The sequence below is a fragment of the Pedobacter yonginensis genome (assembly GCF_003173595.1).
In the GTDB taxonomy this organism is placed as follows: Bacteria; Bacteroidota; Bacteroidia; order Sphingobacteriales; family Sphingobacteriaceae; genus Pedobacter; species Pedobacter yonginense.
In genome coordinates, this window is sequence record NZ_QGNZ01000002.1 from 377,121 (window position 1) to 397,402 (window position 20,282).

Here is a 20,282-nt window from a genome sequence, read left to right on the forward strand (position 1 = left end):
GTCAAAATCTAAAACCTCAAATATTTAAAATCGATACACCAACATAATTTTTTGTGTGGCTTAAGAATTAATAAGCTAATTTGTAGCGTTTTACACTTGCCCCACGTTTTAGAATAAAAATCAACTGAATATGAAAAAAAATCTAATTAACGCCTTATTGCTTCTTCTTGTTGTTGGCTTATTTACGCAATGTAAAAAAGATGAATATGAACTGATTCAAATTGTAAAGATGATATCGGTTAAAGAAATGAGGGCCTTACCTGTTGGAATATCCAAAGCAATTGAAGTAAAAAAAACCGGCAAAATATATCTTTACAAGGATTATCTTTTTATTAACGAACCTAATGAGGGCATTCACATCTACAACAATTCAAACCCCAATGCTCCTATAAATGTAGCCTTTCTTAAAATCCCTGGAAACATAGATTTGGCCGTTCACAACAACATTCTCTATGCAGATAGTTTTATCGACTTGTTGGCTTTTGATTTATCTAGCATAAACAACATCAAACAAGTAAAAAGGGTTAACGATGTTTTTCAACAGCAGTATTCCGTAGGGGCAGAAAAGTATCTATACATTACTAAAGACACGTTGGTAAAAAAAGAAACCTATCGCAAAAACATGATATATTACGATGCATACAGCAGCTCTAACAACTCAAGTGCAAGCACCTCGGGGCAAGGTGGCTCTATGGCAAGGTTTACGCTGATGAATGATTATTTATATACTGTTGGCATGAATAATTTAAGTTTGTTTGATATTAAGGCCGCAGCCAATCCACTTTTTGTAAAGACAATCAATTTGGCTGGGGGTGTAGAAACGATTTTCCCTTATGAAAATAAGCTGTTTATTGGCACAAATTCTGGCATGCATATTTTCAGTACAGCAGATGCCTCAAATCCAGTAAAACTATCCACCTACAGCCACATTTTTGCCTGCGATCCTGTTGTTGTACAAGGTAAATATGCCTATGTTACATTACGCACTGGAAATAATTGCCGACAGGCAAGCAATCAATTAGAGGTTGTGGATATTGAAGATCCAACTCAGCCAAAACAAATTGCGGTGTACGCTATGCAAAATCCACACGGCCTAAGTGTAAGTGGCGATAATTTATTTCTATGTGAAGGGAATTTTGGAATAAAAAGTTTTAACATCATTAACCCATATAAAATTGGCGATAACTTGTTGCAAACCTTAAGCAATGTTAAAAGTTTTGATGTAATTGCAGGGCCTAAATCCCTAATTGTAACGGGCGCAGATGGAATCTACCAATTTAATGCTGCCGATCCTAAAAATTTAAGGCAGTTAAGTATAATTAAAGTACAAATGTAGGATTTGGATTTAAAAATCTGGAACAGTTTAGCCTTCAAATGGTTCTAACATTTTAATCGATAATTTGCATTCTGTTGAGCGGTTTTTTTCAGCTAATTCTCATAATGAGCTAAACTATTTCTATATTTAACACGTACATACCATTCTATTCAAATAGAATGGTATTTTTGTTTTCAACATGAGCGACACTAAAAAAACATCCCTTTTACAAGCGATCGGGAATAAAGGAACAACCCTTGAGGCAGAAATGTCTTTTTTCGATCACCTAGACGTACTTCGTAAACATTTAATTAGAGCAGTTATAGCCATCGGGGTATTTACCGGTATCGCCTTCTATTTTAATGAAGAAATTTTAGATAAAGTAATTTTCGGCCCAAAAAAACCTGATTTTTGGACGTATAGAATGATGTGTAGGCTTGTAGAGCACTTCCCATCATTGGGTAAGGATATGTGTATCACTAAAATTAATGGTGAAATTATCAATACCGAAATGGCTGGGCAATTTAACTTACAACTAAATGTTTGCGTAATGTGTGGCATTGTTGCGGGCTTCCCTTATTTGCTTTGGGAAATCTGGCGTTTTATAAAGCCAGCTTTGCATGAGAACGAGCGCAAATCGGCAAGTGGTTTTGTTTTCTTTGCTTCAGTGCTTTTCGTAGTTGGGATATTGTTCGGTTATTTCGTAGTTTGCCCTTTATCGGTAAACTTTTTAACCGGATATACCGTAAGTGAAGAAATTAAAAACACTTTTACAGTCGATTCTTATCTATCATCTGTTTCTACTTTAACTTTAGGTACAGGCATCATATTCGAACTTCCTGTAATTATTTTCATCCTTTCTAAACTGGGGCTGATGACGCCAAAATTGATGAGATCAAGTAGAAGATATGCCGCAGTAATAATTTTAATTATAGCTGCAATTGTAACGCCAACACCAGATATCATGACGATGTTGATTGTGGCCACTCCACTTTTCTTACTTTATGAATTAAGTATTTTTGTGTCAGCCTATATCGAGAGGAAAAAGAAAAAATCTGAAGCGGCTTTCTATGCTAACTAACAAAAACATTACGAATAGATTTCATAATTCTCTATAAATTTGGCCATGTCTGATACGAAAATAAAAATTGCTATTGGTTCAGATCACGCAGGGTTTGAGTACAAGGAAGTTTTAAAGAATTTCCTTAATGATTATGAAGTTAAGGACTTTGGAACCCTTTCTCTTGATTCGGTAGATTATCCAGATTTTGCTCATCCAGTGGCTTCGGCAGTGGAAAAGGGTGAGTTTGATTATGGGATTTTACTATGCGGATCGGCAAATGGAGTTGCCATCACCGCCAACAAACATCAAAATATACGTGCAGGATTATGCTGGGAAAATGAGGTTGCATCTTTAGTACGTAAACATAATGACGCGAATGTTTTGTGTATCCCTGCCAGATTTGTATCAGAAGAACTTGCAAAAGAAATTACAACCACTTTTTTAAATACGTCCTTCGAAGGAGGTCGTCATCAAAACAGAGTGGATAAAATATCTTGCTAAAAAACACTAACACAAAAACTATTTATAAAATAATGAATAAAAAAATCCTTTCCCTAGGCTTGGCATCCATACTTAGTGCTGGTTGTTTCGCCCAAATTAAACCACTTGTAGCCAATAAGGATGCAATTAGGTTTAGTAAAGCCATTAACCCAATTGACGGTCGCAAACATTTATCCATTTTAGCTTCCGATGAGTACGAAGGTCGTGAGACGGGAACAAAAGGCGCATGGATGGCTGCAGATTACATCCGCAATTACTTTAAATCAATCGGATTGAAAGGCCCTGTAAATGGCGATTATTTCCAAAAAATCGATCTGGCAAATTATAGTGTGAGCGAAAGTATGTTTACGATTAATGGCCAGCCAAAACAAGCTTATAAAGATTTTGTAATCTTGAGCAATTCTGTTGGTTTAAACGGTTTCACTTTTAGTGCAAATGATGTAGTGTTTGTGGGTTATGGTTTAACAAAAGATGGCTATAACGATTTCGACGGCATTAATGTAGAAGGAAAAGTGGTGATGATGTTTGCTGCTGGAGATCCAACGGCGAAAGCTGGAGATAAAACAGATCGTCGCCAAGCTATGATGGCCCGTGCCAAAAAAATGTCGTACTTGGCTCAAGGCAAGGCAAAGGCGGTTATCTTAATCGACCCAACGCTTGATAATATAACAGAAGCCCGTAAGGCATCTTATACTGCTGGATCGAACGTGATGAAAACTGCAGAAAACATCGAAAGGATGAAAAAGCAAAACCCTTTTACATCGATTTCAATTTCTACAGCAACGGCAAATGAAATTTTAAAAACTGCAAACACTTCGGTTGATGCTGTACAGAAGAAAATTGCCGAAACGATGAAACCCGCTTCACAAACTTTAAGTGTTGCCATTTCTGCAAGTGCAATGAAAAAAGAAACACCTGTTCGTTGCGAAAACGTATTGGGATTTTTAGAAGGAACTGATCCTGTTTTAAAGAAAGAAGTTTTGGTTCTAACTGGACATTACGACCATATTGGGATTACACCTGATGTTGAAGGACCGGATAAGATAAACAATGGCGCAGATGACGACGGCTCTGGTACCACTGGCGTGTTGTTAATGGCTAAGGCATTTTCTGATGCTAAAAAAGCAGGCAAAGGCCCTAAACGCAGCATTTTGTTTATGACTGTTGTTGGTGAAGAAAAAGGACTATGGGGTTCTGAATGGTATTCTGAACATCCAGTTTTTCCTGTAGAAAACACGATTGCTGATTTAAATACCGACATGATTGGTCGTGTTGGTGAGGAATATCTGGGTAAACCCGATTCAGCAAACTACATTTATTCAGTAGGTTCGAAAATGTTAAGTAGCGATTTGGCTACGCTTCAGGATAGAGTGAATGCAACCTACACTAAAATGAAACTGGATTTTAAATATGACGATCCTAATGATACAGAGCGTATTTACTACCGTTCAGATCATTACAACTTTGCTAAACTTGGCATTCCTATTATTTTCTATTACGATGGTATGTTGCAACAGGATTACCACAGGCCTGGCGATGAGGTAAGCAAAATTAACTTTGAGTTGTTGGCAAAAAGAGCACACTTAACCTACTATATTGGCTGGGAGTTAGCTAACCAAGCAAAACGTCCGGTTGTTGATATGGATGGAAAAGGCAATCCAAAGAAATAATAAAGTAAAAATATTTAGCCTCCCGATTATTCGGGGGGCTTTTTTATGCACAATACTTCTGCTGGCAACAGAAATTCCTATCTTTGAAATATGATGAAAACCTCCGAGGAATTTTTAGAAAAATCCGATGAAAAAGCTTTTGATTTACCACATCGTAAAACCATAAATTACAATATTGGTAAATACAACGTAGCTGTTGAACGCGGATTATCTAAATTCGAAAACCTAGAAGCATCTAAAAAGAAAGCTCATGTTGTTAAGTGGCGGGTGATGGAAAACCTCGATAAGTTCTTGCCAGAATTTGAATCGAATTTTCAACGCAGAGGCGGAAAGGTAATTTGGGCAAATGATGCCGAAGAGGCCCAACAGGAAATCCTTAACATCATTAAAAGAAATAATGGCAAAACGGTTATCAAGTCAAAATCGATGACTACCGAAGAGATTCATCTCAATGAATTTCTAGAAAGCAATCAGATAGAATCCTTAGAGAGTGATTTGGGCGAATACATCGTACAATTGCTTGGACAAGCACCTTATCACATTGTTACACCTGCCATGCACCTCAGTGCTACGGATATTGCACAATTATTCCATGATAAATTCGGGACACCCATTGATGCAACACCGCCGCAATTGGTACAGAAAGCGAGAGAACTCCTTCGAGATAAATACTTAAATGCCGATATTGGGATTAGTGGGGGTAATTTCCTCATCGCCGATACAGGAAGTATTGCCTTAACCGAAAACGAAGGCAATGCCCGTTTGAGCACCACCTTCCCTAAAATACATATTGCAATTGTTGGAATTGAAAAAATCATTCCTTCAATGGCAGATTTAGATCTATTCTGGCCTTTACTGTCCTCCCACGGCACTGGACAAAATCTTACGGTTTATAACACCATTTTGAGTGGGCCCCGCCAGCCAAACGAAACCGACGGCCCTGAAGAAATGTATGTAATCCTGTTAGACAATGGGCGTACAAACCTTCTAGCTCAAAAAGATCAGCGCCAGGGTTTATATTGCATTCGTTGTGGTGCCTGTTTAAATGCTTGTCCAGTGTATAAAAATATTGGCGGCCATACTTACAACACCACATACAGCGGACCTATCGGCTCAGTAATTACACCGCACCTAAAAGGCATGGAAGAATTTAAGCATTTAAGTTATGCTTCTAGTCTTTGTGGCAAATGCTCGGAGGTTTGTCCAGTTAAAATTGATATTCATAAAATGTTATTGCTCAATCGAAGAGATGCGGCAACGGCACACGATAATGGAAAAGTAGAAGAAATTGGTTGGAGCGCATTTAACAAAATGATGCAAAACCGAAAATGGATGGACTTTTTTGGCGGAAAATTTAAAAACTTTATGCTGAAAACTTTCTTCAAAAAAAGTTGGGGCAAATATCGCGAAATGCCAAAAGTTGCCGATAAATCTTTTGCAAAGCAATTTGAGGAAATGAAGAAAAATAAGGAATCTTAATCATCCTGATCTGCTAACTGTAAACCGAAAACCAATATGCACTTCCATCGCGGCGACAAAGACGACAAATTCTTATTGAATTTATATAAAAGGCTTCTTTACCCACGAATGGTTGAAGACAAAATGCTGAAACTTCTGCGCCAAGGCAGAATTGGAAAATGGTTCTCGGGAATTGGGCAAGAGGCAATTGCCGTAGGCAGTACCTTGGCCATGCAGAGCGATGAATATATTTTACCCATGCACCGCAATCTGGGTGTATTTACTACACGGGATATTCCTTTGAAAAAATTGATGGCGCAATGGCAGGGCAAAATCACAGGCTTTACCAAAGGTAGAGACCGCTCTTTTCATTTTGGCACTCAAGATTATAAAATCATTGGTATGATTTCTCACCTTGGCCCACAAATGGCTTTGGCTGATGGTATCGCCCTGGCAGATGTTTTAGCCGAAAGGCAAAGAGTAACCTTAGTTTATACAGGCGAAGGAGCAACAAGCGAAGGCGATTTCCATGAAGCCGTAAATGTTGCCGCTGTTTGGGATTTGCCCGTTATCTTCCTCATCGAAAATAATGGCTACGGCCTTTCAACGCCAAAGGCGGAGCAATTTAGATGCAAAAATTTAATTGATAAGGCAATCGGTTACGGCATAGAAGGTGTGCAAGTAGATGGAAACAACATTTTAGAAGTGTATGATACCATCAATCGCTTAGCTACCGATTTGCGTAAAAACCCTCGCCCTGTTTTAGTGGAGTGCTTAACTTTCAGGATGCGCGGACATGAGGAAGCATCGGGCACAAAATATGTACCCCAAGAATTGTTTGATGAGTGGGAGCAGAAAGATCCATTAAGCAATTATGAAAATTATTTATTGGAACAAGGCATTCTAACGGCTGATTTGATTTTGGATCTGAAATTTCAAATCAAAAGAGATCTGGAATTGGAAGTTGAAGCCGCATTTGAAGCGCCTGAACCCATAGCTAACGCTGCTCTGGAAGAAGCAGATATGTATTTCCCACACCAACCGAAAATCATTGAAAAAGGGGAAGCCTCAACAGAAAAAAGATACCTAGATGCCATAACAGACGGTCTGGATTTGGCTATGCAAAAATATCCAAATCTGGTTTTGATGGGTCAGGATATTGCAGATTATGGCGGGGCCTTTAAAATTACCGATGGTTTTACTTCCAAGTACGGAAAAGGTAGAGTACGCAATACGCCCATTTGCGAATCGGCAATTGTTGGCGCAGGCTTGGGTTTATCCATCAATGGTTATAAAGCAGTAGTAGAAATGCAATTTGCCGATTTTGTAACTTGTGGATTCAATCAAATCGTAAATAATTTGGCAAAAACACACTATCGCTGGGGAGAGAAGGCCGATGTTGTGGTGAGAATGCCCACAGGAGCAGGAACGGGTGCCGGTCCGTTTCACTCTCAAAGTAACGAAGCTTGGTTTACCAAAACCCCGGGTTTAAAAATCGTATATCCCGCTTTCCCTGAAGATGCAAAAGGGTTATTACTTTCAGCTATTGAAGACCCAAACCCAGTGCTTTATTTCGAGCATAAATATTTGTATAGAAGTTTAATGGCACCCGTTCCGGACGGTTACTACACAACAGAAATTGGTAAAGCTGTTACGCTTGCACGGGGCAGCAAATTTTCGATAATAACGTATGGCTTAGGTGTGCACTGGGCTTTAGATTATTTAAAAACTCATCCCGAGCATGAAGCGACATTGATAGATTTAAGAACTTTACAGCCTTGGGATCAAGATGCCGTAAGGGATGCGGTGATGGCTACGGGCAGAGTTTTAATTTTACATGAAGACACCCTAACCAATGGATTTGGAGCCGAAATTTCTGCATGGATTGGCGAACATTGTTTCCAATATCTGGACGCCCCCGTTTTACGTTGCGCCAGTTTGGATACTGCCATCCCGATGAATAAAGTATTGGAGGAAGATTTTTTAGCGAAGTCAAGGTTATCAGAAACCGTAGATAAATTATTAAAATACTAAACAGCACCTCTTTACCGCGATTTGTGCGGAATTGATTTCAAAATCCAATTGCTATAAACCCTAAAGTAAAGGCGGTGGACTGCCTAAAAAGAATTATATGCCAATGAGCAATTTCAAAATCGAAGGAAACCTAGTCAACATTACTAAACGAAACATTTTCTTTGGAGAAGTTGAAGTGGAGATGGGCAAGATAAAATCCATTAACAAAATAGCTGAGGCTAAAGAGGGTGTTCATTTCATCACCCCAGGATTTATAGATAGCCATGTCCACATAGAAAGCAGCATGTTGATTCCCAGCGAATTTGCGAGGCTTGCCGTGCTACATGGCACTGTGGCTACCATTAGCGACCCACATGAAATTGCCAACGTTTGCGGAATGAAGGGTGTAGAGTTTATGATCGAGAATGGAAATACCGTTCCCTTCAAATTTAATTTTGGTGCGCCGAGCTGTGTTCCAGCAACCATTTTCGAAACGGCTGGGGCAGAACTGAATCATCACGATGTTCAGTCACTATTGGAGCGTCCGGAAATAAAATACCTCAGCGAAATGATGAATTTTCCGGGTGTACTTTACAAAGATGAAGAAGTTTTAAAAAAGATTGCTGCCGCTCACAAATTAGGAAAACCTGTAGATGGGCACGCACCGGGTTTGCGAGGAGATACCGTACAACAATATATCGACGCCGGAATTTCTACAGACCATGAATGTTTTACAGCCGAAGAAGCTTTAGACAAATTGCAACGTGGCATGAAAATTCTAATTCGGGAAGGAAGTGCAGCAAAAAACTTCGAAGCGCTAATCGATTTAATGCATGATTGGCCAGAAATGATGATGTTTTGTAGTGATGACAAGCATCCAGATAGCTTGGTCGAAAACCACATCAATCAGCTTTGTGCCAGAGCCATAGCAAAAGGGATCGATATTTTCAAGGTGCTTCAAGCGGCCTGCATCAATCCAATACTCCACTATAAATTAGATGTGGGGCAACTCCAAATTGGCGATAATGCCGATTTTATTGTACTGGAAGATTTAAAGAACTTCAATGTTAAACAAACCTATATTGATGGTATCCTACTTGCTGAAAACGGCAAATTGGTTGGCGATTGGGTAAAACAGGTTGACGATCAAGAAGCTGTAAATCAGTTCGATTGTAGTTTAAAAAAAGTAGAGGATTTTATTTATCCGCACAAAGGTGAAACAGAAATTTTAGTGATAGAAGCATTAGATGGGCAATTAATCACCAATAAGTTAACAAAAAAACCAAAGGTGCTAAATGGCAATCTGATTAGCGATTTAGAAACCGATGTGTTGAAGATGGTTGTGGTAAACCGCTACAAAAATGCACCTATTGCAATTTCCTTTGTGAAAAATTTCGGGTTGAAAACTGGCGCTATCGCCTCGAGCGTAGCCCATGATAGCCACAACATCATTGCGGTGGGGGTTGATGATGAAAGCATCTGTACGGCTGTAAATTTGGTAATACAAGCAACTGGCGGTGTGGTTGCTTTGGGTAACGGACAGGAAGAATTATTGCCCTTGCCAGTTGCTGGCTTGATGAGCAATCGGAATGGATTTGACGTTGCTGAGCGCTATACCTCTATCGATCGATTTGCAAAAGAATTGGGTTCAACTTTAGTTGCACCTTTCATGACGCTATCTTTCATGGCCCTATTGGTGATTCCACATTTGAAACTAAGCGATAAAGGGCTGTTTGATGGAGATGAATTTAAGTTTATTTAAGGCATTGGTAAACCACCTAAGGCGAAAACGCTAGCTCAACACAAAAACCTCTGCCAAAGGATTGAATAGATAAATTCTTTTATCGTCCAAACAAACGCAACGGTAGCGTTTTCTGATGCGCTCGCCTTTGGTAAATCTTCTGCCATCTTTAATTTTGAATGTAGAATGAATGGGCAATTGCTCTAAATGCAAGGTTTCCGTTTGACCGGAATCGTATTTTTTTAAGGCCCGAGATAGGTGTAAATCAGAACAACTTGATGCCGCCGGATTAGACATGTAATTATTTATGGCCTTATGAATGTCTTCAGGAAAAATGTTCATTTCAAAAAAAGGCACCATCATCCTCTGGAAATTCTTTTTCCACTCCGAACCATGTGGTTTCACCTTGTTTTTAAAATCATTCCACGTTAATAAGTGTGCAAATTCGTGTACGGTAGTAACCAAAAAGGAGTAATGATTCAAATTATAATTTACAGAGATGCGGTGACCCTTATCGCGATATGGATGCCGATAATCGCCAAGTTTTGTGGAACGTGTTTTTGCAATTTTAAATTCGCACTGAAAATAATCTATCCACTTTGCAATAAGCGGGGCCGCAGGTTCTGGCATGTATTGGGCAAGCAAATCAGTATTTTTCATTCAAGTGCAAATCAAAGAGCAAAGGTAAAAGACTAAAGGGAAAGACCAAAGGGGAAAGGGTAAAGGTAAAAGACTAAAGGGGAAAGACCCGACACAAAAGACCAAAGGTAAAAGACTAAAGGGGAAAGACTAGGGGCAAAAGACTAAAACAAAAGAGTCGATTAGGTTTGAAACAACAGTTTATTTTACAATCTCCATATCCCTCGTTTTGGTGCTTCTGCTTTGGCTTTTCATCTTTGGTCTTTCAGCTTTTCGCTTTCTTCTTTTTGCTTTCTTCTTTTCGCTTTCTTCTAATCATCTGATGGAAATAATGAGGCCAACACCAACTTAATCTCGCCAAAGGAATAATCCTTACCTAAAAAATCTCTTAAAGTACCTAATGATTTTGTCTTTTGGCTCTCCACGGCATCGCTTATATTTTTAATTTTATTTGACTTAACCAGTTTGCTTACATCTAACTGTTGCGCCGACACATAATAAGCCAAGTGACCTTCAATCGTGGCAATAGAAAAACCCCTTTCCTTTGCAATTTCTGGTAGCGTTTTGCCTTGTTCGTAGAGTTCGAAGCTGATTAACTTAGTGTCTATTTTGGGTTCTTTTTTCTTTTTTTCCGTTGGCGATTTCACTTTCAACACCTGGCCTTTCAGTTGTATGGCCTTTTGCAATTGTTCATTGCGTTCAGTCACATTTAGTAGTGCTTCCGTATCGGCCTTGCTAAACTCTTTCCCTTCAATAATTGCTTTAAGCAAAGCTTTGCTTTTGTGCATCTTTTTCAGTTGCTCATAAACCAAAATTTCCAGTTCAAGCAGTTCTGTTACATAAGTTTTAATTTGTTTCTCTTCTTTAACAGAATCTATATGGGCTAAAAACCGATCGGAAACGCCCTTTATTAATGGATTGAAATATTTTAATGCGGCCTCCACCCTTTTCGATACATTAAAAAGTGTATGTTCAGTTTGTTGGGCAAATAGCCCTTTAAGCTGGTTAATAAAGGTATCGGCTGTTGCGGCTATCTTTTGGAAATCTTTGTAAAGTTCCATGGTCCAATCATCATATCTCTGCTTGATGGATTTCTCACCCTTATCAAAGGTTTGCAAATGCTCTTTGATGTAATATCTAATCAGATTCAAATCAAAAGCAGTCAACAAATAGGTTCTGATAAAATCGTAACTTTCTAAACTAATTTGTTGCGTTAAAACCTCTGTGGGTTGTTTGGTACTCGAAAAATAATGGATATTTTGATCTTGTTGCAAGCCACTTTCGCGCAGATGTGATGTTAAAACCAAACCCTTCAAGCTGCGCAAACGCGATAATGCCACATAAGCCTGTCCAGGGGCAAAGGCATCACCAACATCAATTATGGCCTTATCAAAAGTTAAACCCTGGCTTTTATGAACAGTAATGGCCCAAGCTAATTTGATTGGATATTGTATGAATGAACCTGCAACGTTTTCTTGAATTTCATTGGTGGCCTCGTTTAACTTATACTTTACATTTTCCCAAGTGTAAGGGGTAATTTCAATCACCGTTTGTTCATCTGGCAATTCTATCTCAATTAAATCCTTTTCTATATGATGTACCACACCTATTTTGCCGTTGTAATACCGTTTTTCGGCAGTCATGTCATTTTTAATAAACATCACCTGCGCACCCACTTTAAGTTCTAAACTTTTATCGTTGGGATATGCATACTCGTTAAATTCTCCTTGAATTTTTGCTTCGAAGAAATACGATTTGTTTTTAAGTTGTGTTAATCTTTCGCGATTTATGCTGTCGGCTTTATTGTTGTGTGTGGTGAGCGTAATGTAATTTTCATCGGTAGAGGGTTTAAAATCCTGTCTGAAATGCTGGCGTAATAATGCCGTATCTTCTGGGGTAATCTTATTGTTTCGGAGGTTATTCAAGAGATTAATAAATACTGCATCATCTTGTCGATAAATTTTATCCAACTCGATATAAACTGGCGGATTGTTCTGTAAGGCGAGCGCATCGAAAAAGTAAATGCTTTTGTAAAAACCTGCCATCACCCTCCATTCGTCGTTTTTAACTACAGGTGGAAGCTGGTGTAAATCGCCAATAAAAAGTACCTGAACGCCGCCAAATGGTACGTTTCTATTTCTACGCACATACCGAAGTGCAAAATCAATCGCATCCAGCATATCCGCACGCAGCATACTCACTTCATCAATTACCAACAACTCTAATTCCTGAAGCATTCTACGCTTATTCCCTTGCATATTCATATGCTTTACAATGGTTTTCGGCGTATTAAAATTGAAACTGATGCTCTGGTTTATAATATTTCCTGCGGCATCAGGAAAAAAAGCGCCAAAGGGCAACTGAAAAAGAGAGTGGATGGTTACACCGGCTGCATTAATTGCCGCTATCCCCGTTGGCGCACAAATCAAGGCCTTTTTATGCGTTAATTTTATAAGTCTTCGCAAGAAAGTGGTTTTTCCTGTCCCGGCCTTTCCGGTTAAAAAGACGTGTTTGGATGTGTAATTAATAAATTTTGCCGCGATTTCAGCGGCCATAGAAGTCTCTTCTAACTCTGGCATCTGCAATGATATTATGATTTGCTTTATTCTGGAGGGATAAATAAAGCTAACAATTTTAGCACAAAAATAAGTATGATTTGTAGAATAATTTAGCGAATGCTTAAAAATTAATCGTTTACATTGGCAAAAGCACCAAATCATCTAACCTCAATTTTACTCGCTTAACCACACAAAGGCACACGAACAGTTGTGCAAAATTATTATCTTTGCATAAAATGAAACAAAACTATTCAAATCTTATTGCAGTTAAATTTCTTTAACTCCGTTTCATTGTCTTTTTTTTACCCAAAATTTTGTTATGCTTAACCCTGAAATAGAAAAACGTAAAACCTTTGCCATTATTAGTCACCCCGATGCGGGCAAAACTACTTTGACGGAAAAATTCCTACTTTTTGGTGGTGCCATTAATACGGCTGGTGCTGTAAAAAGGAACAAAGCAAATCAAAGCAATACGTCCGATTTTATGGAAATTGAGAAACAACGTGGTATCTCGGTTGCAACCTCGGTAATGGGTTTCGAATACAGTGGAAAACGCATCAACATTTTAGATACACCAGGCCACAAAGATTTTGCGGAAGACACTTATCGTACTTTATCGGCTGTGGATAGCGTAATCTTAGTTGTAGATTGTGTTAAAGGTGTGGAGGAACAGACAGAAAAACTGATGTCTGTTTGCAGAATGCGGAATACACCGGTCATTATCTTCGTTAATAAGATGGATAGAGAGGGTAAAGAAGCTTTCGATTTATTAGATGAAATTGAAGAGAAATTGAACATTAGCCTTTGCCCATTATCTTGGCCGATAGGCTTAGGCCATACATTTAAAGGCGTTTATAGCATCTACAACAAACATCTAAATTTATTTCAGCCAGATAAGACCAAAATTTCAAATTCAGTTATCGCCGTAGAAGATTTGGATGATGATAACTTAACCAATTTTTTAAAGGATACCGAAATCAGTAACTTAAAAGATGATTTAGAACTTGTTGATGGCGTTTATGGACAAATTGACAAAGAACTTTATAACGATGGCTTACTGGCACCGGTATTTTTTGGTAGCGCCATTAACAACTTCGGCATTAAGGAGCTTTTAGATACGTTTATTGATATTGCACCTAGTCCGCGACATAGAGAGGCTGAGGAGCGTGATGTTTTGGTTGGCGAAAAAAACTTTAGCGGTTTTGTATTTAAAATTCACGCAAATTTAGATCCCAAACACCGCGATAGAATTGCCTTTTTACGTATTTGCTCTGGCAAATTTGAACGCAACAAATTCTACTATCATACTCGTCAGGATAAGAAATTGAAGTTTTCGAACCCGATGGACTTTATGGCTAATGAAAAAAGCATTGTAGAAGAGGCATGGCCTGGCGATGTGGTTGGCTTATATGATAGTGGCAACTTCAAAATTGGCGATACTTTAACGGAGGGCGAGAAACTTCAGTTTAAAGGCATACCAAGTTTTTCTCCATCTATCTTTAAGGAAGTTGAAAATATGGATCCGATGCGCACCAAACAATTGGAAAAAGGCATAGAGCAATTAACTGATGAGGGTGTGGCACAATTATTTGTAATGCAACCTGGAAACAGAAAAGTGATTGGTGCTGTGGGTGAACTTCAGTTTGAGGTAATAAATTTCCGGTTAGAACATGAATACGGGGCAAAATGTCGTTTCAGAACTTTAAGCTATACCCGTTCGAGCTGGGTAACTTCAGCTGATCGAAAAAAACTGGATGAGTTTGTAAAACGTAAGCAACAGCACATCGGCTTTGATAAAGAAGCAAATCCAGTGTATTTAGCCGATAGCGAGTACATGATTAATTTAACCAAACAGGATTATCCTGATATTGATTTCCATAAAACGAGCGAATTTAAAAGTTAAGGATGGTTGAGGTGAACTTTGAATGAAAAAACTATAGTATTCAAAATTCACCTTTTAATTATTGTCCTTTACTTAAATCCCAAACTTTAAGGCGGCTTAATGTAGCTATTCCCCCACTTGCGAAAGCGGCATAACCCGTGGCATTTTCATCTGGAAAAACCATCGTGGTGATTACCTTTTGTCCGTCGTTACCAAAAACTTCTAAGGATGATTTATCCAATAAAATTTGAAGTTTAATCTTTCCATTTTTAGGACTCACATGAGCCACTTGAACAATGTTTTTATCATTTTTAATTCCCTTTTCTGAACGAGAACAATCTACATAGAGTTCACTATTAAGCACATCATAACCAACCTCAATCTCTTTGATGATATTGCCTTTACCATCCTTTAACTGGGAAATTTTAAAACCAATTTTCTTGGCTAATTTTACATCAAATTCTGCATCAATCCAATAGCTATTTTTACTCAAACCTAAATCTGTATTCCCATATAGGTTTAAATTCTGCTTCGTGATAAAATTACTTTCCGAATGCTTATTTAATTTACTAAATATGATGTTGGTAGGTTGTTGGTACAATCGAATACCTTCATCTGTAATTTTTAAAGATAAATCTCTGGGTATCGACATTTGCCCTTTCCATGGATAAGTTTCTTTTCCTCCAGGTTGCAACCAACCCAACAATATTTTTTTATTTTTTGGGGCATCATTCCATGGAATTCCAGCATAAAAAGCGTCTCCATCATCAATTAAAAGAGTCCGATCACCATCGTTATCATTTTTGAAAACTTTGCCATCAAAATTACCCACAAAATATTGCATGGTTGGTCCTTTTGGGCCGAATAAGGAAATGACCAAAACCCACTTTAAATTATTTTTATTGCCATCAACTGCTAATGGAATCATAAACGGGCATTCCCACCCGCTGCCTTGATTGCCCTGTTTGCCGAAATCGCTCAATATATTCCAATCTTTTAAATTGCTCGAACCATAAATCCGTACTTGATGCTCATCAACCATTGCAACCGTCATAATCCATTGCTTGGATGCTTCATGCCACCAAACATTTGGATCGCGGAAATCTTTTTTATTAAGGTCAATAATTGGGTTTTTATTATAATTGGTAAATGTTAAGCCTCCATCGGTACTGTAAGCCATATATTGTGATTCATTGTGTTGTTTAGGCAAATCGGCAGTATAGAAGGCAACAACCGGCGCCTTACCCTTACCGAAGCCACTCACATTATCTTTATCCAGAACCGCCGAACCTGAAAAAATCATGGTTGTGGTATCTTTGCTTATTTTTTCGGGAATGGCTACGGGCAGGTTGTGCCAATTCACTAAATCTTTACTAACGGCATGGCCCCAACTCATGTGACCCCATTTATTTTCGAAAGGATTGTGCTGAAAATAAAGATGAAATGTTCCATCTAAATAGATTAATCCATTTGGATCGTTGAGCCAATTAGATGGCGAAGTAAAGTGATAGGTTGGCCGCCATTGGGTTGTTGCATGTTGCGCAAAACCATTTGAAATTCCAAGTAAAAAAAGAATGGGGAGTAACTTAAGCTTATTCATAGGTTAGATTTGAACAAACAAGTTAATAAAAAACAAGCCCATGAAGAAATGATTCTTCATGGGCTTTTAAGCTTTATATCAGGCAGGTTATTTTAACTTGCTTAAGGCTGTTTTAATCCTTGGCAACATATCTTTAATATCTTGCAGGGTACAAGCACCAACCGATGCCCTAAACCATGGCATACTGTGCTCGTTTCCAAAGGCAGAAAAAGGAACTAAAGCCGCGCCCGCTTCTTTAATTAAATAGAAGTTTACATCTGCACTGTCTTTTAACAACTGCCCATCTTCGGTTGTCTTACCGATGTAGTCAATTTTGATGGTTAAATAAATTGCGCCCATTGGCTCAACGGCATCCACATTAAAGCCCTCATTTTTCAAGGCGTTGAAGCCATTGTACAAAGCGTTTAAACTTTCTTGAATTTGCCCTTTAAAGTTGGTTAAATAAGTATCAACTTGTGCCTTATTATTGAAATAGTTAGACATGGCAACCTGCTCAGCCTTTGGTGCCCAAGCGCCCATGTGCCCAACCAATGCCTTCATTCTATTCACAATATCTTCTGGTCCGAAGCCCCAACCTACACGCACACCTGTTGCGGCTAAGCATTTAGAACTTCCATCCACAAAAATGGTAAATTCTCTCATTGCTGGGCGCAGTGAAACTGGATTTACATGTTCTTTACCAAAAGTTAATAGCGAGTAAATTTGATCGTACATCAAATACAATGGCTTCTCATCTGCTGCGCGTGATGCATTTTCTTCCAAAATGACATCGCAGATTTCTGCTAATGAATCGGCATCGAACATGGTACCTGTTGGATTTAATGGCGAGCATAAAGCCAATAAAGTTGCCCCTTTTAAATGTGGTTTCAACTGAGCTGCAGTGGGCATAAAATTATGCTCTGCATCCGTTTCTACCGCAATTGCTTTTGCCGATGTTAAGTGGCAATAGTGATTGTTATTCCACGATGGTGCTGGGAAAACCACGGTATCTCCCGGATCAATTAAAGCTAAAAATGTAGCGTAAATTAATGGACGAGAGCCGCCTGAAACCAAAATACTGTTGGTGTTGTATTCCAAGCCAAATCGATCTTTCAATAATTCAGAAACAGTTTCTCTTAATGACAAAACCCCATCTGCTGGCGGATAATTGGTTTGATTTGCGTTATAGGCATCAACAATTCCGGCTTTTAATTCAGACGGAATTGGATAAATATTCGAGTCAAAATCGCCAATAGTTAGGTTAGCAATCGAAGCACCTTTTCGCTTCATCTCGTTAACTTCGTTGCCAATTTTAATAATTTCTGATCCAACCAATGCGCTGGCTAATATTGAAACTTTCATGTTTTTATTTTTTTTTCGCCCTTGAGGTCATATCTTTAAATCGACGATCAACTTAAAGCACCACCTATCGAACCAATTCCTCAATTGCCTTATTTACTTTTTCGAAACCAAACTGAGCCAAAACTTCTTCCATTGCTGCAGAAATTTGTGCGTTGCAGAGGTTTCCGATGCTCCCTTCGTGTGTATGATGGATTTCGCCTGATGGTGCAAAAGTACCATTTTCAATTTGTTCCCCAACAATTTTATAGGCTTCTCTAAAAGGGACACCTTGCAAAGCTAAATCGTTAACCACCTCAACACTAAACAAATAATCATACTTCTTGTCTTTTAAAATATCATCCTTGATGGTGATATTTTGGAACATGAATGTCGCGATCTCCAAACACTCATTCAAGGAGGTGATTGCAGGAAAGAGATTCTCTTTAAGCAATTGTAAATCACGATGATAGCCTGACGGCAGATTGGTAATCATCATCGCAATTTCGTTTGGCAAAGCTTGGATTTTGTTACAGCGTGATCGGATCAACTCAAAAACATCAGGATTCTTCTTATGTGGCATAATACTCGATCCGGTGGTTAATTCTGCCGGAAAACTGATAAAACCAAAGTTTTGATTGATGAACAAACAAACATCCATAGCCATTTTGGCTAAGGTAGCAGCTACAGCACTCATGGCCTGTGCTAAAATTCTTTCGGTTTTACCACGACCCATTTGTGCATAAATTACATTGTAATTTAAGCTTTCGAAGCCCAGCAATTCTGTTGTGAGTGTTCTGTTCAACGGGAACGACGAACCATATCCCGCTGCCGAGCCTAATGGATTTTTATTGGTGATTTTCCAAGCGGCCAGCATCAATTCCATATCATCTGCAAGGCTTTCTGCGTAGGCGCCAAACCACAAACCGAAAGATGATGGCATGGCAATTTGCAAGTGCGTATAACCTGGCAATAATTTATCTTTATGGGTATTGCTGAGTTCAATTAGTTGGTTAAACAAAGTTGAGGTTTGGTTAACCATATCTTCGATGCAGGCCCGGAAAAACAACTTTAAATCAACCAAAACCTGATCGTTGCGAGAACGCCCACTGTGTATTTTCTTGCCTGCTTCGCCAATTCGTTGAGTAAGCAACCATTCTACCTGCGAATGTACATCCTCTACACTGTCCTCAATCGTAAAATTTCCAGCTTCAATTTCAGCGTAAATATTTTTCAATTCTATTTGAACGGTTTTCAACTCTTCAGCCGTTAACAGATTGATGGTTTCTAGCATTTGTGTGTGCGCCAAAGACCCCAACACATCAAATTTTGCCATTTGCAAGTCCAATTCCCGATCTTTACCCACAGTAAAGGTTTCTACAAATTGGTTTACATCGATATTTTTTTGCCAGATTTTCATTATTAATTTTTATAAAATTACAATTGTTTATTGGATAACCGGCTTCAACATATTTACGTAGCCTTCTACGCCTTCTGCAACCTCTCTAACATATAAAAATTCATCTGCCATGTGCGAACGACCTGAAAAACCTGGACCACATTTTACGGATGGAATATCCAACAAGGCTTGATCGGATGTAGTTGGAGAGCCATAAGTGGTTTTTCCGAGTGCAACACCTGCCACTACCACCGGATGATTTTTATCTATTGATGATGGTTTTAATCGGATGGAACGGGGCGTAACATCGCAACTTACATTTGCTCTGATAATTTCTAATACTTCTTCATTGGTGTAGGCATCTGTTACCCTTACATCAACCGTGAATGTGCAATTGGCTGGCACAACATTGTGTTGAGATCCAGCATTGATAATGGTAACCGTCATTTTCAGCGGACCAAATACTTCAGAAACTTTTGGGAATTGATAGGTTCTAAACCATTCAATATCAGCCAATGCTTTGTAAATTGCATTTTCCCCTTCCTCTCGGGCCGCATGGCCAGCTTTACCATGCGAAACACAGTCCAAAACCAATAAGCCACGCTCAGCAATGGCCAGGTGCATTTCAGTAGGCTCGCCCACAATCCCAAATTCTAATGGGCCCAAATCGGGCAAAACCAATTCCAAACCGTTGTTCCCTGAGATTTCTTCTTCTGCCGTTGCTGCCAAGCAAATGTTATATTTTAACTCTTCTTGGTTATAAAAATATAAGAACGTTCCAATTAATGAAACCAGGCATCCACCGGCATCGTTACTCCCTAAGCCGAATAATTTTTCACCCTCAATAGCGGCATCATATGGATCGCGTGTGTAACCTGAATTTGGTTTTACGGTATCGTGATGAGAATTTAGCAACAAAGTTGGCTTACTCGCATCGAAATGCTTGTTGTAAGCCCAAACGTTATTCATTTTACGATGCGTTTTAATTCCTCTTTCTTCTAAAAATTGAGCAATTAAATTTGCTGTTCTATCTTCTTCCTTGCTAAACGACTGAATACGAATTAACTGGCGTAATAAGTCTAGACTTTCCTTTTGTATATTTTCTAACAACATAGTTTCGAATCGT

At 38.7% G+C, this 20,282-nt stretch carries 14 protein-coding genes; 8 read left to right on the plus strand and 6 right to left on the minus strand.

Features of this window, described 5'->3' with window-relative positions; genetic code table 11:
• The first annotated feature begins 130 nt into the window (after nucleotides 1–130).
• From DHW03_RS08420 to ade, 7 genes are all read left to right on the plus strand, one after another.
• Entirely contained in the window at nucleotides 131–1,336 is a 1,206-nt protein-coding gene (locus DHW03_RS08420; protein ID WP_109925308.1) for an LVIVD repeat-containing protein, read from the plus strand.
• A 178-nt stretch (nucleotides 1,337–1,514) separates the two neighbouring features.
• Nucleotides 1,515–2,396, plus strand: a complete 882-nt coding sequence (gene tatC, locus DHW03_RS08425) for a twin-arginine translocase subunit TatC (RefSeq protein WP_109925309.1) — start codon at nucleotides 1,515–1,517, stop codon at nucleotides 2,394–2,396.
• 45 nt (nucleotides 2,397–2,441) lie between these two features.
• Nucleotides 2,442–2,879, plus strand: a complete 438-nt coding sequence (gene rpiB / locus DHW03_RS08430) for a ribose 5-phosphate isomerase B (RefSeq protein WP_109925310.1) — start codon at nucleotides 2,442–2,444, stop codon at nucleotides 2,877–2,879.
• A gap of 32 nt (nucleotides 2,880–2,911) precedes the next feature.
• Nucleotides 2,912–4,549, plus strand: a complete 1,638-nt coding sequence (locus tag DHW03_RS08435) for a M28 family peptidase (RefSeq protein WP_109925311.1) — start codon at nucleotides 2,912–2,914, stop codon at nucleotides 4,547–4,549.
• A gap of 90 nt (nucleotides 4,550–4,639) precedes the next feature.
• Nucleotides 4,640–6,028, plus strand: a complete 1,389-nt coding sequence (locus DHW03_RS08440; RefSeq protein WP_109925312.1) for a LutB/LldF family L-lactate oxidation iron-sulfur protein — start codon at nucleotides 4,640–4,642, stop codon at nucleotides 6,026–6,028.
• A 36-nt stretch (nucleotides 6,029–6,064) separates the two neighbouring features.
• On the plus strand, nucleotides 6,065–8,041 hold the full coding sequence (locus DHW03_RS08445; protein WP_109925313.1) for an alpha-ketoacid dehydrogenase subunit alpha/beta: 1,977 nt from the start codon (nucleotides 6,065–6,067) through the stop codon (nucleotides 8,039–8,041).
• A 103-nt stretch (nucleotides 8,042–8,144) separates the two neighbouring features.
• Complete coding sequence (gene ade, locus DHW03_RS08450; RefSeq protein ID WP_109925314.1) at nucleotides 8,145–9,782, plus strand: adenine deaminase; 1,638 nt, start codon at nucleotides 8,145–8,147, stop codon at nucleotides 9,780–9,782.
• A 30-nt stretch (nucleotides 9,783–9,812) separates the two neighbouring features.
• Here the strand turns inward: ade and DHW03_RS08455 are convergent, their stop codons facing one another.
• Both DHW03_RS08455 and DHW03_RS19625 read right to left on the minus strand, forming a co-directional pair.
• A complete protein-coding gene (locus DHW03_RS08455; protein ID WP_109925315.1) occupies nucleotides 9,813–10,421 on the minus strand; it encodes a SprT-like domain-containing protein in 609 nt (202 codons plus the stop codon).
• Nucleotides 10,422–10,711: 290 nt separating this feature from the next.
• The gene (locus DHW03_RS19625) at nucleotides 10,712–12,979 is read right to left on the minus strand and encodes a helix-turn-helix domain-containing protein (RefSeq protein ID WP_205940982.1); all 2,268 of its coding nucleotides are present in this window, start codon (nucleotides 12,977–12,979) and stop codon (nucleotides 10,712–10,714) included.
• A gap of 298 nt (nucleotides 12,980–13,277) precedes the next feature.
• Between DHW03_RS19625 and DHW03_RS08465 the strand changes: the two genes are divergently transcribed.
• Nucleotides 13,278–14,861, plus strand: a complete 1,584-nt coding sequence (locus DHW03_RS08465; RefSeq protein ID WP_109925316.1) for a peptide chain release factor 3 — start codon at nucleotides 13,278–13,280, stop codon at nucleotides 14,859–14,861.
• Nucleotides 14,862–14,919: 58 nt separating this feature from the next.
• Here DHW03_RS08465 and DHW03_RS08470 read toward each other — a convergent pair whose 3' ends face one another.
• The 4 genes from DHW03_RS08470 to DHW03_RS08485 form a co-directional block, all read right to left on the minus strand.
• The gene (locus DHW03_RS08470) at nucleotides 14,920–16,440 is read right to left on the minus strand and encodes a glycoside hydrolase family 32 protein (RefSeq protein WP_109925317.1); all 1,521 of its coding nucleotides are present in this window, start codon (nucleotides 16,438–16,440) and stop codon (nucleotides 14,920–14,922) included.
• A gap of 87 nt (nucleotides 16,441–16,527) precedes the next feature.
• A complete protein-coding gene (locus tag DHW03_RS08475) occupies nucleotides 16,528–17,781 on the minus strand; it encodes a pyridoxal phosphate-dependent aminotransferase (protein WP_109925318.1) in 1,254 nt (417 codons plus the stop codon).
• Nucleotides 17,782–17,845: 64 nt separating this feature from the next.
• A complete protein-coding gene (gene argH / locus DHW03_RS08480) occupies nucleotides 17,846–19,177 on the minus strand; it encodes an argininosuccinate lyase (protein WP_109925319.1) in 1,332 nt (443 codons plus the stop codon).
• A gap of 27 nt (nucleotides 19,178–19,204) precedes the next feature.
• Nucleotides 19,205–20,269: a M20 family metallo-hydrolase gene (locus DHW03_RS08485; protein ID WP_205940983.1), complete on the minus strand. Its 1,065-nt coding sequence runs from the start codon at nucleotides 20,267–20,269 to the stop codon at nucleotides 19,205–19,207.
• Between the last annotated feature and the right edge of the window lie 13 nt (nucleotides 20,270–20,282).

Bases quoted from the DNA above. Each gene is read 5' to 3' on its own strand.
- DHW03_RS08445 (WP_109925313.1), top strand. From the start codon at position 6,065: ATGCACTTCCATCGCGGCGACAAAGACGACAAATTCTTATTGAATTTA.
- DHW03_RS08435 (WP_109925311.1), top strand. From the start codon at position 2,912: ATGAATAAAAAAATCCTTTCCCTAGGCTTGGCATCCATACTTAGTGCT.
- ade (WP_109925314.1), top strand. From the start codon at position 8,145: ATGAGCAATTTCAAAATCGAAGGAAACCTAGTCAACATTACTAAACGA.
- DHW03_RS08475 (WP_109925318.1), bottom strand. From the start codon at position 17,781: ATGAAAGTTTCAATATTAGCCAGCGCATTGGTTGGATCAGAAATTATT.
- DHW03_RS08455 (WP_109925315.1), bottom strand. From the start codon at position 10,421: ATGAAAAATACTGATTTGCTTGCCCAATACATGCCAGAACCTGCGGCC.
- DHW03_RS08465 (WP_109925316.1), top strand. From the start codon at position 13,278: ATGCTTAACCCTGAAATAGAAAAACGTAAAACCTTTGCCATTATTAGT.
- DHW03_RS08470 (WP_109925317.1), bottom strand. From the start codon at position 16,440: ATGAATAAGCTTAAGTTACTCCCCATTCTTTTTTTACTTGGAATTTCA.
- DHW03_RS19625 (WP_205940982.1), bottom strand. From the start codon at position 12,979: ATGCCAGAGTTAGAAGAGACTTCTATGGCCGCTGAAATCGCGGCAAAA.
- DHW03_RS08420 (WP_109925308.1), top strand. From the start codon at position 131: ATGAAAAAAAATCTAATTAACGCCTTATTGCTTCTTCTTGTTGTTGGC.
- DHW03_RS08485 (WP_205940983.1), bottom strand. From the start codon at position 20,269: ATGTTGTTAGAAAATATACAAAAGGAAAGTCTAGACTTATTACGCCAG.
- rpiB (WP_109925310.1), top strand. From the start codon at position 2,442: ATGTCTGATACGAAAATAAAAATTGCTATTGGTTCAGATCACGCAGGG.
- tatC (WP_109925309.1), top strand. From the start codon at position 1,515: ATGAGCGACACTAAAAAAACATCCCTTTTACAAGCGATCGGGAATAAA.
- DHW03_RS08440 (WP_109925312.1), top strand. From the start codon at position 4,640: ATGATGAAAACCTCCGAGGAATTTTTAGAAAAATCCGATGAAAAAGCT.
- argH (WP_109925319.1), bottom strand. From the start codon at position 19,177: ATGAAAATCTGGCAAAAAAATATCGATGTAAACCAATTTGTAGAAACC.